The organism is Microbulbifer bruguierae, from assembly GCF_029869925.1.
In the GTDB taxonomy this organism is placed as follows: domain Bacteria; phylum Pseudomonadota; class Gammaproteobacteria; order Pseudomonadales; family Cellvibrionaceae; genus Microbulbifer; species Microbulbifer bruguierae.
Map to the genome: position 1 here is coordinate 557,081 of NZ_CP118605.1, position 12,526 is coordinate 569,606.

Below are 12,526 nucleotides of genomic sequence, written 5' to 3' on the forward strand. Positions count from 1 at the left end.
TAATCTTGGCACAAACGCAGCAGCGCCCAGCCCGAGTCAATACTGTCCGAGCAGGAACTCTTCACCACTACTGCGTAAAAACAGCTGGCACAGGCGCGCCGGAGGCTCCTGCGGCTCGCGCGCTTCAGCCCAATCGATCAACTGGTAGTAAACGTCACGGGACATACGCCCCTCGAGACCGGCGCGGACTTCAATGTAGGGAATCGGCTGCGGAGGATCCCCAAACGGCTTTAGCATCAGGGGATGGGATTTATCCAGTGCAACAATGTCGCCAGTGTTTGTGGTCAGCAGAATCCGGGCTGAGGCGCCCTCCCCTTCTCTCGCCGCCTGAGTAATAAGGAAGGGCACGTCTTCGACCCGGATGCGCCACTTCTCGACAGGTGTCACCAGGTAGTAATGACGCCCCTCTCGCTTCAGGATACTCGCAAACAGATTTATCAGCGGCTGCCGCTTGATCTCTGTCCCCTCATGGACCCAATGGCCATCCGACTGGATGACCAGGTCCATATCACCGCACAAATCAGGGTTCCACGACGCCACTGGGGGCAGGCCTCGGAACTCCTGCTGCAGTTTCTCTAACTGCTGGAATAGCGGCTCAGCCAAAGCTGCTGCCCGGTGTGGATGACGGGGCTGGCGTGTCCTGAGCGGGTTTCGGTTCACCACCGCTGCGACGACCGGAAATGTCACCGATATGTACCCCCACATCCATGATGAACTCCATCAGCCCCTTGCGGTCCTCGATCACATCCGCGAAAGATTTGGAGTGATACAACTCTACCGCCCCCTGCACCAGCGCCCAGTAAGTGGAATAGTAGTAGTAGGCCGGCACCTTCTTCAGCACCCCCTGCTCCATGCGACGCTCGAACACCCGGTTCAGCGCAGAAGCATTTGAGTTGCGCAAGGCATGCAATTCCGCAATCATTTCCGGAGCCAGGTTGAGCGCGATAATCTTTTCTTCCAGCCGCTGGAACAGCCGGTCCCTGGCTGGATCTGCCATGCGGGACTCGAAGTAAGCCCGGGCGGGCGCGGTAATGTCCCCTTGCTCTGCGGTCGCCACGGCACTTTTCAGACGCTCGGTGAGGGACTTCTCATAATCCATCAGCAGCCGCATGTAGATCTCTGTTTTGGAGATGAAGTGCTTGTAGATGGTGCCCTTGCCAATATCTACTCTTTCAGCAATTTGTTCCACGGTTACCTTTTCTTCACCGTGCTCCAGAAGCAGTTCCAGAGCTGCATCCAGAATACGTTGCTCACGCGCGCGAAAGCGCTGAACCTTCTCTTTTGCCTTATCCATACTTCCGACCTTAGCTGTCCGTGAATTTGGAGACTGAAATTGACTATCCATTCATGAATAATAGGCAATTCGCCCATTTTGGAAAAGTAATTCAAGATAACTGGCGCCTTTTGAGCGAAAGCTGGCGCTAATTGCGATGGCTCTACTGACTGCCCTGATCACCATCCAGGCCAGCCCAACTAAACACCTCGGACATGAATGGTGAGAGAATTCGCAATAGTCCAAGTGGAAATAGTTGCTATCATTCCCCGCTTCCCTCACCAGCCGCCCAGCTATCGGCCGATGCTGGTGCCCACCACAGAGATAATAGGTCCCCCAGCTCATGCAGGAATCTTTGAGAAAGCTTTTGGACGTCGAAAGACTGGACAGCAACCTCTATCGCAGCCGTGCCCACGTGGAAAACTACCGCAAGGTTCTCTTTGGCGGCCAGGTATTGGGTCAGGCCCTGATGGCTGCAGCGCGCACGGTCGAAGATCGACTGCCCCACTCCTTGCACGCCTATTTCCTGCGCCCCGGCTCCAGCGAAATGCCGGTAATTTATGATGTGGACCCCATCCGCGACGGGGGCAGCTTTACCACTCGCCGAGTGGTCGCCCGCCAAAACGGTAAAGCCATCTTCAATATGTCGGCTTCCTTCCAAATTGCCGAACCAGGCTTCGATCACCAGGTAGAGATGCCCACCGACACGCTGGTCCCCCCGCAAGAGCTCAAAAACACCCAGCAACTGGCTGAAGAAGCCGGCATGGAAGGCCCTGCGGGCAATCAGCGTCGCTACATGGTGGACTTCCGTCCCTTCGATCCCACCAGCTACTTCGACAACGAGTTGCGGGAGCCCCGCTGTATGTTCTGGTTCCGGGTGGAATCCCCGCTTTCCGACGACCCTGTCGAACATCGTTGTGCGCTTTCCTACGCTTCCGATGTCGCCCTGCTCGGAACCGCCTTGCAGCCTCACCCAATCAGCCTGTTCGACCCGCACCTGATGCCCGCGAGCCTGGACCACGCCATGTGGTTCCACCGCGACTTCCGCGCAGATGACTGGCTTCTCTATGTGACCGACAGTCCATCCGCCAGTGGGGCAAGAGGCTATTGCCGCGGACAAATCTTCTCCCGAGATGGCCGCCTCGTCGCTTCCACCACGCAGGAAGGACTGATTCGACAGATCAAAGGTTGATCAACAGCCCGGTTTCACTGGCCGGGCTAAATTTAATGAAATCAGTGGTTTACAGAAGCGTCGCGGCTGCTATAATGCCGCCCGCTTCCCAAGGAAGCCAGAGCACAAAGCTCAATCTGTCGGTGAGTAGCGCAGCCTGGTAGCGCACTTCGTTCGGGACGAAGGGGTCGGAGGTTCGAATCCTCTCTCACCGACCACATCTAGGAAAAACCCGCTATATGCGGGTTTTTTTATGCAAAAAAATTGCTAATTTTTCCGCATTTTAGGATAAATCCATTTTGAATTGTTTCGCACACAAATACGTGTGGAACACAAGTCGGAACACACCTGGAACACACCGGAACACAAAACTCGCTCAAGTACCTGATATCTCAACGTTTTGCCCCTTCCCACCACTTCCACGCTTAACATGCGCCTGGAACACAAAAAAAAGCCAGCAAATGCTGGCTTCTACCTTCTGACCTTAGTAAAGGTTGAACTATTTAGCTTTGATTTGTGCCTTCGCAATAGCGGCGAGATTTTCATCAGTTAATGGTGGCAGGTCTACTGACCTAATAATGTCGTTGCCGGCATTCGCAATCTCATTCCAATTTTCGTTTACCGGCAGACTGTCCTTCCCACGGTTAAAGTCCAAAATTTCTTTGTGTCGCCGAGCAGCTTGAATCGCGCTATAAAATGCTTCCCTAGCGAGAGGTTCCATGTAAACGCAGTTTTTTGACCAGTAAACCAAACACTCCCGCACCACATCCTGAACCTCTTTAGTATGTATGGAGCTAAATAGTCTCATCCACAGAGCAAATGCACCTTGGTGAGCCTCGAGCCTCCGTTCCGCTGCCACAATCCGGACCTGGTTCTGACTTTTCACAGCCTCTAAAGCGAATGCGTATTCTTGTTTAACTCCTTCAATTGCCCGCGTAACGATATCCATTTTTTCGGACATCGCCTGCAACTTACCCCTCTCCCGGAAATATGCTGTGACCATCACAGTTAGGCCACCGAATAGGACTGCGAGATACCCTTCGAACATTTTTCCCTCGTAATTTCTTCGACTAAAATTGTTGAGCACCGCAGCTTGGGCGCCTTAAGATATGACCCCAATCACTGGGTAGAAACTCGCCCAAGTTTGCCGCTTCAAAACTAACCAAACAATTTTGCTTTCCGTAAGAATACATTTCCTTAAGCAAGGCCCTATGCTCTTCATATATATCTTGGTTGTGCAGGCCCAACTTTAGAACAATCCGTAAAAGTTCCAGATCCACCTCTTCCACGTTCAGACAATGAAGATATTTATGGTACAACGCAAGCTTAGGCTTAACCCCCAAACGATGTTTTCGTAGAGACATCGTTCGTTTCAAAGACTTAGAAAATTCAGTAACCAGATATCCAAAATCCCAGGAAAGTAAATAACCCTTTCGTCGTTTTTTTATAATTTTATTTATTTTCCGTCTTAATTTTGCTTCCTGATTCTTAGCCCATTTATCGCGCCGCTCATTTTCCAGCTCCGCATAAGAAAATGCAGCATTTTTATCAGAACCCAAAGAAACTGGTTTAACCAACCATGGCGGACGATAATGCCAGTAGGTCTTTCCTGTGGAGTTGCGACGAAAGGAAAGGTACTTGGGCCGGCCTTCTGGTCCACGGCGCCCCCCTTTTACGGGGCGCTCAGCAAGACGTCCGAAATCATCAAGATCAAGTGGGTGCTTTTTAACCCATTCAGCGTTCACTTTCTCAGCGAAGTCATATATTTCCTCACGCCGGGCATCATCACCTGAAGCACCAAAGTTTACCTCCTTCAATGACCATGGCGGTGAATATACCCACTCAAACTTACTGCCGCGTCCCACTTTGCGAAGCGTGAGATATGGTGGCATAACCCTAAAAGGTCTTTGCTCTTTGCTATCCATTTTTGCTTTTTTATAGTTTATTTAAATTATCCGCCTCATCGAATCGTATCATGCAAAAAACTGTATCCCTGCGCGTATTGCGCGTATTGCATCAAAAATGTCATATTACGCGGAACACAATGGAACACAAAAATCGCTACAGGTCTCGCCGTTACTGGGTTTTGATGCATCCCTCCACTTACTTCGGGACGAAGGGGTCGGAGGTTCGAATCCTCTCTCAGACCATTTTCTTTTTTCCTCGCCTTTCCCCTTCAGCCCAAGTGTGGGCCATGCCTTCTACTGGAATCCTCAGCAAACTCCGCCGGTCTCCCAGATTGAACCACCAAGTGTGGCACTGTTACCCTTGATTGGGGTCAGAACACCCTCTGACGGTAGATTTAAGAGCTGGATCAAGATGCCACTGATTTTGCGTGTACTTTGCTGCGCTTTTGTCACCCTTTTTTTTAGCGTGGCGGCGAATGCCGAGAAAGATGACTACTCCATCCACTATTACGCACAGCTTGAGCCACAGACCGGCCTTGCCCTCGTCCGTATTTCACTGGAAGGAAACCACCTCCCCAGCACCCTTACACTCCACCTGGATCCCACACGACACCAGTCGTTAACTGCAGACGGCACGATTACTTTTGATGGTGACAAGGCTCAATGGCAGCCCAGCGCCAACACCGCGACACTTGCATACGAATTTGTCATTGATAAAAAAAAGTCCTCCGGCAGGTTTGATTCGCTCATTACAGACGACTGGACAATCTTTCGCACCGACAAACTGATCCCCCCCATCTCTGCACGCGCCCCCAGATCCCTGCAATCACACGCCACTCTGGAAATCAAAGCACCAGAGGGTTGGAATGCGCTCGCACCCTATGCGAAAGATGGCGATGGAATTTTCCAACTAAAAGATCCCGGTAGGCGCTTTATACGCCCCAAGGGTTGGATGATTGCCGGAAAAATTGGCAGCAGACAAGACATTATCGCTGGCACGGATACCGTTATTGCAGCGCCCCTGGGCGGGAACGTCCGCCGACAGGACACTCTCGCATTTTTGAGCTGGACACTGCCCGAGCTGAAAAAAGTATTCCCGCAATTCCCCCGGAAATTGTTGATCGTAATGGCGGGTGATCCCATGTGGCGGGGCGGACTCTCTGGGACACGCTCCCTGTTTATGCACACAGACCGGCCGCTGATTTCCGGCAATCGAACAAGCACCATGCTGCACGAACTCATCCATGTAGCTACTGGTATCCGTGGCGATAAAGAAAGCGACTGGATAGTGGAGGGCATTGCAGAGTATTACTCGCTGGAAATACTGCGAAGAACTGGCGGCATCAGCGAACGCAGGTTCAATCAAGCTCTGGAAGAACTGGCTGAGTGGGGACAGGAGTCGCCGGACCTCCTGGTGCGACGATCCGCAGGCCCTGTTACCGCACGTGCTGCGGTGATACTGCACACGGTAGACAAAGAAATCCAGGCATCCTGTGAGGGAAATGCAAGCCTGGACGATGTCGTTAAAGCCCTGGCGGCTGAGCGCGGAGAAATTTCTCTGGAGAAATTCCGCACGCTCGCAGAAAAAGTCGCGGGCAAGCCACTACCCCAGCTCGAACGGACATTTCTTTCAGGCAAAAAAAAGCCCTGACGACGGGGGGGGGAGAGCGTCAGGGCCAAGACCATTAGGAGTGAAACTTGGAGGATTTCATCCTTACAACACACTGGACACCCTACATGGAGCACGGTGTCCGGCCGGCACTACTAAACACGACGAGGGGGGAGATGTGTGCAAGCCAGCTACATTCAGTATTGGCCAGTCACCCGTGATTACCAGCTCCAAGCGGAAAAAATTTAGAACAATTGGCTATGCTAGCGGTGGGAGCATTACACATCGGTTATTACATGACGTCCAGGCCATTACCGAACAATAAGTGACCATAAAATTATGTTCTTCAGAAGAACCCTTGACTAATCCCCGGCAAACCATAGAATAGCGCCCTCTTACACGCCCCGGCGCGTAAGTATCAGAAAATGCTAGGATTTTTCAGCTCTATCCGCTAGAATCCGCGGCGTTTTTAGCGCAATCAGGCGATGCCTGCACAGGGTGAAAGAGTGAACATTCTACGGAATGCAACTCGAACACCCAGCGCAAAACAAAGAGGCCCGGTGAGACTCGAACCGGCGAAAACCTCTATAGAGTCTTATAGGCTAGGTGGCAGAGTGGTCATGCAGCGGACTGCAACTCCGTGTACGCCGGTTCGATTCCGACCCTAGCCTCCATTTTTCTTGTCGGTCTATTTTATCGGACTGGCTTTATCACTGGCCGCTAACCATGGGCCAGCTGATCTCCCGCACTGCCCGGATGGTGGAATTGGTAGACACAGGAGACTTAAAATCTCCCGACCGTTAGGTCGTGCCGGTTCAAGTCCGGCTCTGGGCACCATATTTTCTTCCTCAGTATTTTCCCGCTAATTTTTCTTCACACACCTTTCCTGATTGCTGAAGCTTTACCAGTCTTTGATTCTGTCATCAGAATTTTGCATCAAATCAATATGGAAAGTGCGCTGCTTGCATCAAGCCTACTTAGCGTGGCGCTCGTCGTGACATTTCTTGTTTACCGCGAACGCAGCGACAGTGCGCAACGATTACGGGAATCACTTCAGCTTGTCGTACGGATGAGCGCGAAGCTCGCCTGCTCAGCCAGACATATTTCGCATTTATGCGACGCCAGAATCCGGCGCGATCTGCGCAGCTACTCCCTGCTCTTTTGCTTCGTAAAAATCACCCACAAGAAAAATACAACGACTGCAACCCTGTGGAAGCGCTTTACCGCGAGTGCAGAATTCCATCCGCAGCTGGGAGCGCAACTGACAGCGGAATCCCGGGTTCTGAGGCAAGCGAAACTACCACCCGCCCTAGCCCCTTCGCCGATTCAGGCCGCGACCAATAGAAAACTGCAGCGACTCGCCGAAGAGCAACTGAAAAGAGACAACCGCTTAGGGCTCGACACACGAGCTGTGATCGTCATTCACAACAACCAGCTGATCGCCGAAGCCTATTGTCCATTTATCCGCGCCGAAACCCGCCTACTAGGTTGGTCAATGGCGAAAAGCCTTCTGGCTATTCTCTGGGGACGGATGGAAACCCTTGGGCTTGCGGATACCGAACAGCACCAACTGTTTCCAGAGTGGGAGGATGACCGGCGGCGTGAAATCACCCTGGAAAACCTCCTGCAAATGTGTGACGGGCTGGCGTTTACTGAAAGCTACCGCCCGGATAGTGATGTGACTCGCATGCTATTTGGCGAATACAGTCCAAGCCGCTATGCATTACAGCGTCCGCTGACACACGCCCCCGGAACATGCTTTTCCTACTCCTCTGGCACAACAAACCTCCTTGCACGCTGGATCCATTGCCAACTTGGTGGCACCACTAAAATGATGCGCTTTCTGCAGAGGGAAATTTTCGAACCGCTGGGCATGAATGGTGCCATTCTCGAGACGGATACCGATGGCATTTTCGTAGGCAGCTCGTACGCCTTTCTAACCGCCCGAGACTGGGGACGCCTCGGCACTCTGCTTCTCAACAATGGTATCGCCAGTGGCCGGCAAGTCCTCAGTCACAACTGGATCCACCGCGCAACTTCTGCCAATGGCAGCAACAACGAGCCACGCTATGGCTATCAGTTATGGCTCAACTCGGGCGGCGATATTCCGCCGCGGCACCCGAGCCTGCCTGCAGACAGTTATTTCATGCTGGGCAATCGAGAACAAAAGCTGATGGTGGCACCTGGTCATAACGCAGTCATCGCACGGCTCGGCTGGTCGTCAAGCCCGTATCCTGTCGAATCAAGGTTTGGCGCACTGCTGGCGGCGCTACCTGAATAGCGCTGGCCAGGCTCATCCCTGCCGGCTCTCCAGCAGTGCGAGATATATGTGCAGCTCCTCCGCAGAGGACTTGAGGTTGTATTTTTCTGCCACCGCCATAAACCGTTGAATGTAGTAACGACGTACAGGTCCGTACGGAGGCATCCACCGGTCTGGGCCGCGGTCCCCCTTGCTTTGATTTCGACCATCGTCGACCAACCACAAGTTATCTGGATCTTCCGCAAATTTCCGTTTTTGCGCGGTACTCCAGCCGGCCGCGCCGTGATCGTGCGCCCATTTGAGGGGGACTATGTGCTCTACATCCAGGTCGGAGGCCTTTTCATAAAAATTGCCGGTGTAAGGATCCAACCATAAACCGAACGCCACCTTGCACTGACTGCGACCAGTAAACACGACAGGAGCAAGAGAGTGGCGAATCAGCAGCTCATGCCGGGTATCCTGGCAATCTCTGTCGACATCCGACCAGTGAGGGAGCCATTCCCGACGATCATATTCCTGAGCGAGGCTACTGCCAGCAAAAATCAGAGTTGAAGCGACCAGAGGTCTGAGAAAAAGGAACGCAGAAAATGAGAAAGATTGGGTAAAAAAGAATCGCACCACAGAGACTCCGTTGTCGTGCTTATTATTGATTGGCACGATCGTACAGAATCATTTACGGCGCGAAAATCCCCTCCAGCCCGTTTTGTGGCGAAGTCGATATCTGTGCAGGAAGTTGCCAGCAAAAGGCGAAGGCCTTTTGCTCCTATCCCAAAGAAGCGCTCAAAGATCGGCAACGACAGCCGACGCTATTCTGGGAGGGATTGACGACTAGACAGGCCGAACAGGCGTTGTCCAGGTGCAGGCATCAAGCGCCGCACCTGAACTAGCCCAAACCGAATGTCACAAGCTGGGAGTTTCGTCACTGGTCAGTGCCGGCCAGGCGGCACGCAGGTAGATCACCATGGTCCAGAGAGTCAGTGCAGCCGCAACGTACAACAGAACATACCCAACGCGCTCCATCACTGGATACTCGCGGACATCGAACGCGAGCAGGACGATAATCGCCGCCATCTGCGCCGTAGTCTTGATCTTTCCGATATAGTTCACCGCCACACTGCTACGCAGACCCAACCCCGCCATCCACTCTCGCAGTGCAGAAACGGCTATTTCCCGCCCAATAATCACTGCCGCAGCAACGGTGAAGAAGATGTCGTTGTGCAGATGTACCAGTAGCACCAGAGCCGTGGCCACCATCAATTTATCCGCGACCGGATCCAGAAAAGCACCGAAAGGCGTACTCTGATCGAGCTTGCGCGCAATATAGCCATCCAGCCAATCGGTCGCCGCCGCGAGGGAGAAAATCACAGCAGAAGCGATATAGCTCCACTTGTAGGGGAGATAAAAAACCAGCACTAAAACCGGAATAAGCGCCACGCGCAACAGGGTCAAACGATTTGCGAGAGTCATGCTGGTCCTTTTACATTCGCTGAACATACTTCGTCGGCAGCGGGTAACTTAACAACCTGTCATACAAAAATAAACGCCATTAACCGTTTTTAACTGGCCAGCGGTTACTCATTGTGCAAAGCCGAGTATATATCCTGCGCAAGCTTGCGGCTCACCCCTTCCACGCTGGCAAGCTCGTTCACTGAGGCGCGCTTGATTTCCTGCAAACCGCCAAAATGATGGAGCAGCGCACGCCGCCTGGCCGGGCCTACACCGGGGATACCCTCAAGGGGTGACTCGCGCCGCTTCTTGTCCCGGCGCTGCCGGTGGCCGGTGATGGCAAACCGATGCGCCTCATCACGGATCTGCTGAATCAGATGTAACGCCGGCGAGTCGGATTCCAGCACCAGCTCACGATTTTCTGCCACCACATGCAGTGTCTCAAACCCGGCCTTGCGAGTGGTGCCCTTGGCAACACCAATAATTTGCACACCGGTTACGCCCAGATCGTTTAGTGCTTCAACCGCCTGGCTAACCTGGCCCTTACCGCCGTCGATCAACAAAATATTGGGAAAGCGCCCTTCCCCACTTGAGAGTCGTGTATAGCGACGCTTGAGGGCCTGGCCCATCGCCGCGTAGTCGTCACCGGCGGTAATCCCCTCGATATTGAAACGCCGGTAGTCTGACTTCACCGGTCCCCCGGTATCGAAGACCACACAGGAGGCCACTGTTGCCTCACCACTGGAATGACTGATATCGAAACATTCCAGTCGTTCCGGGATTTCACCGAGACGCAGTACATCGCGCAGGTTTTCAAAGCGGTCCTGTAGCCGCTGCTGGGAGGCGGTACGACTCTGCAGGTTCTGCAGGGCCGCCTGCTGAGCCATTTCGACCCAGGTAGCGCGGTTGCCCCGCAGGCGGTTAACCAGCTGTACTTCGCGCCCAGCCTGCTGAGAGAGCGCCTCCTGCAGGACTTCGAGATCTTCCAGCATTTCCGACACGAGCACCTGCCGGGGAATTTCCCGATTGGCGCCAAGATAGAACTGTGGAATAAATGCTGATAGCAACGCAGCTCCATCCAATCCCAGTTTTTCACTGGGGTAATAACTGCGACTCCCGAGAATCCGCCCCTGGCGGATAAACAGTACATGCACGCAGCAAAGCCCACCCTGTGTGGCGACACCCAGAACATCCACATCGCCAGCAGCGCTCTCAGCAACCTGATCCGATTGCAGCCGCCGCAGAGCAACTATCTGATCCCGCAACCGCGCGGCCTTCTCAAACTCCAGTGCGACCGAGGCCTGCTCCATCTCGTCTGCGAGCTCGCGGATAATACTGTCGCTCTTTCCCGCCAGAAACATCTGCGCGTGCCGCACATCGGCCTGATAATCCTCGGCGCTGATATAGTCCACGCAAGGGGCCGTACACCGTTCGATCTGATATTGCAGGCAAGGTCTCGAGCGGTTTGCAAAGACGCTGTCTTCACAGGAGCGAATGCGGAAAGTTTTCTGTAAAAAGTTGAGGCTGTCACGCACAGACGAGGCGTTGGGAAATGGGCCGAAGTAATCCCCTTTTTTGCGTTTGCTACCACGGTGAAAGGCAATTCTCGGGAAAGTGTCTTTGCTGGAAAGAAAAATGTAGGGGTAACCCTTGTCATCCTTAAGCATGACATTGTAGGGCGGCCGCTGGGACTTGATCAGGCTCTGCTCCAGCACCAGCGCCTCTGTCTCGCTACGGGTGACCGTGACTTCGACGTGAGCAATTTTCTCCACCAGTGCCATGGTCTTTGCCGTGAGCCCGGAAGCGCGAAAATAACTCGCCAACCGGTTGCGCAGATTTTTGGCCTTGCCGACGTACAGCACCTTTCCCTGGGCATCGAACATCTGATAGACACCAGGCTTGCGGGTAACCGTGGTGAGAAAGCGTTTACTGTCGAACATCTATAGGTTTGCCGGATAAAAAACAGGGGCCGGTGTCGGCCCCTGTTCTTAAATTCACTGATGTAGAGGAAGGCGTATTCTACAACGCTTCTTCTGGATCCAATACGTGGTGTTTGACTGCAAGCAAGGTCAGCTCGACATCGGATTGAAGCCCAAGCTTTTCAAATATTCGGTAGCGGTAAGTATTGACGGTTTTAGGGCTGACGGAGAGTGTTTCAGCAATGTCAGCCACCTTACTCCCATTTACGATCATCACCGCGGTCTGCAATTCCCGCTCGGAGAGGTCATCAAAGGGAGAGGCGCCGCCATTGACACGCCGTAGAGCCAGTTTGGTGGCCATAGAGCTGCTGATGTAGGTCTCTCCGGCGACGACAGCGCGAATGGCACGCACCATCTCCGCAAGATCAGCCCCTTTGGTCACATAGCCTTTGGCCCCCGCCTGAATGAGGCGGCTTGGAAACAGGTCGTCATCAAGTGCACTGACCGCGATTACGCGGGAATAAGGGAAGCGGGAGATCAGTTTTCGGGTAGCCTCCAATCCGCCCATGCCAGGCATTCTGACGTCCATCAGGATGACGTCCACCTCAGCCTCGCGCACAAACGCAATGGCGGCCTCACCGCTCTGCGCCTCGCCCACCACCTGGATATCGTCGACGTCGCCGAGCATGCGCGATATACCCATACGCACAAGGTCGTGATCGTCTACTACTAAGACTTTTATCAATTTAGACCCAACCACGGATATCTAGACAGCGGCGCGCAAAAAATTCCTACCTATCACTCTATGCGCGAAACCGTATTTTATTTTTATTGCCCAGCGAGTCATCCTCGCAAAGATCCATCCACAGAGCCTTCGCTGAACATACCAGACAAATCTGGTACTGAAAAGCGAGCAGATCGCAGTTTGCGAAAGACATAAA

11 protein-coding genes and 3 tRNA genes are annotated in these 12,526 nt (G+C 53.3%); 6 read left to right on the forward strand and 8 right to left on the reverse strand.

The window, feature by feature from the left end:
- Positions 1-36 precede the first annotated feature (36 nt).
- Complete coding sequence (locus PVT68_RS02400) at positions 37-603, reverse strand: DUF1285 domain-containing protein (RefSeq protein WP_280320991.1); 567 nt, start codon at positions 601-603, stop codon at positions 37-39.
- On the reverse strand, positions 596-1,294 hold the full coding sequence (locus tag PVT68_RS02405) for a TetR/AcrR family transcriptional regulator (RefSeq protein ID WP_280320992.1): 699 nt from the start codon (positions 1,292-1,294) through the stop codon (positions 596-598). The genes PVT68_RS02400 and PVT68_RS02405 overlap by 8 nt, the downstream gene beginning before the upstream one ends.
- 346 nt (positions 1,295-1,640) lie before the next feature.
- Between PVT68_RS02405 and PVT68_RS02410 the strand changes: the two genes are divergently transcribed.
- Positions 1,641-2,465, forward strand: a complete 825-nt coding sequence (locus tag PVT68_RS02410; protein WP_328517460.1) for an acyl-CoA thioesterase — start codon at positions 1,641-1,643, stop codon at positions 2,463-2,465.
- A 120-nt stretch (positions 2,466-2,585) separates the two neighbouring features.
- A tRNA-Pro gene (locus tag PVT68_RS02415) sits at positions 2,586-2,662 on the forward strand.
- 281 nt (positions 2,663-2,943) lie between these two features.
- Here PVT68_RS02415 and PVT68_RS02420 read toward each other — a convergent pair.
- Positions 2,944-3,492 carry a hypothetical protein gene (locus tag PVT68_RS02420; RefSeq protein WP_280320994.1) on the reverse strand — a complete coding sequence of 183 codons (549 nt, stop codon included), beginning with the start codon at positions 3,490-3,492 and terminating at the stop codon, positions 2,944-2,946.
- A 22-nt stretch (positions 3,493-3,514) separates the two neighbouring features.
- Positions 3,515-4,369, reverse strand: a complete 855-nt coding sequence (locus tag PVT68_RS02425) for a phage integrase Arm DNA-binding domain-containing protein (protein WP_280320995.1) — start codon at positions 4,367-4,369, stop codon at positions 3,515-3,517.
- A gap of 394 nt (positions 4,370-4,763) precedes the next feature.
- Here PVT68_RS02425 and PVT68_RS02430 point away from each other — a divergent pair, with 394 nt between their 5' ends.
- The 4 genes from PVT68_RS02430 (at position 4,764) to PVT68_RS02445 (ending at position 8,241) form a co-directional block, all read left to right on the forward strand.
- Entirely contained in the window at positions 4,764-6,002 is a 1,239-nt protein-coding gene (locus PVT68_RS02430) for a hypothetical protein (protein WP_280320996.1), read from the forward strand.
- A gap of 558 nt (positions 6,003-6,560) precedes the next feature.
- Positions 6,561-6,634: transfer RNA gene (locus PVT68_RS02435), tRNA-Cys, on the forward strand.
- A gap of 76 nt (positions 6,635-6,710) precedes the next feature.
- Positions 6,711-6,797, forward strand: a tRNA-Leu gene (locus PVT68_RS02440).
- Between the two features lie 109 nt (positions 6,798-6,906).
- Positions 6,907-8,241 (forward strand): serine hydrolase domain-containing protein, encoded by a 1,335-nt coding sequence (locus tag PVT68_RS02445; protein WP_280320997.1) that lies wholly within the window; start codon positions 6,907-6,909, stop codon positions 8,239-8,241.
- Positions 8,242-8,253: 12 nt separating this feature from the next.
- Here PVT68_RS02445 and PVT68_RS02450 read toward each other — a convergent pair whose 3' ends face one another.
- The 4 genes from PVT68_RS02450 to PVT68_RS02465 form a co-directional block, all read right to left on the reverse strand.
- Positions 8,254-8,838, reverse strand: coding sequence for an HNH endonuclease family protein (locus PVT68_RS02450; protein ID WP_280320998.1), 585 nt, complete (start codon positions 8,836-8,838; stop codon positions 8,254-8,256).
- Positions 8,839-9,120: 282 nt separating this feature from the next.
- Entirely contained in the window at positions 9,121-9,687 is a 567-nt protein-coding gene (gene pgsA / locus PVT68_RS02455) for a CDP-diacylglycerol--glycerol-3-phosphate 3-phosphatidyltransferase (protein WP_280320999.1), read from the reverse strand.
- Positions 9,688-9,791: 104 nt separating this feature from the next.
- Positions 9,792-11,606 (reverse strand): excinuclease ABC subunit UvrC, encoded by a 1,815-nt coding sequence (gene uvrC / locus PVT68_RS02460; RefSeq protein WP_280321000.1) that lies wholly within the window; start codon positions 11,604-11,606, stop codon positions 9,792-9,794.
- A 79-nt stretch (positions 11,607-11,685) separates the two neighbouring features.
- Positions 11,686-12,330, reverse strand: coding sequence for a response regulator (locus PVT68_RS02465; protein ID WP_280321002.1), 645 nt, complete (start codon positions 12,328-12,330; stop codon positions 11,686-11,688).
- Between the last annotated feature and the right edge of the window lie 196 nt (positions 12,331-12,526).

Bases quoted from the DNA above. Each gene is read 5' to 3' on its own strand.
- PVT68_RS02405 (WP_280320992.1), bottom strand. From the start codon at position 1,294: ATGGATAAGGCAAAAGAGAAGGTTCAGCGCTTTCGCGCGCGTGAGCAA.
- PVT68_RS02420 (WP_280320994.1), bottom strand. From the start codon at position 3,492: ATGTTCGAAGGGTATCTCGCAGTCCTATTCGGTGGCCTAACTGTGATG.
- PVT68_RS02425 (WP_280320995.1), bottom strand. From the start codon at position 4,369: ATGGATAGCAAAGAGCAAAGACCTTTTAGGGTTATGCCACCATATCTC.
- PVT68_RS02430 (WP_280320996.1), top strand. From the start codon at position 4,764: ATGCCACTGATTTTGCGTGTACTTTGCTGCGCTTTTGTCACCCTTTTT.
- PVT68_RS02445 (WP_280320997.1), top strand. From the start codon at position 6,907: ATGGAAAGTGCGCTGCTTGCATCAAGCCTACTTAGCGTGGCGCTCGTC.
- pgsA (WP_280320999.1), bottom strand. From the start codon at position 9,687: ATGACTCTCGCAAATCGTTTGACCCTGTTGCGCGTGGCGCTTATTCCG.
- uvrC (WP_280321000.1), bottom strand. From the start codon at position 11,606: ATGTTCGACAGTAAACGCTTTCTCACCACGGTTACCCGCAAGCCTGGT.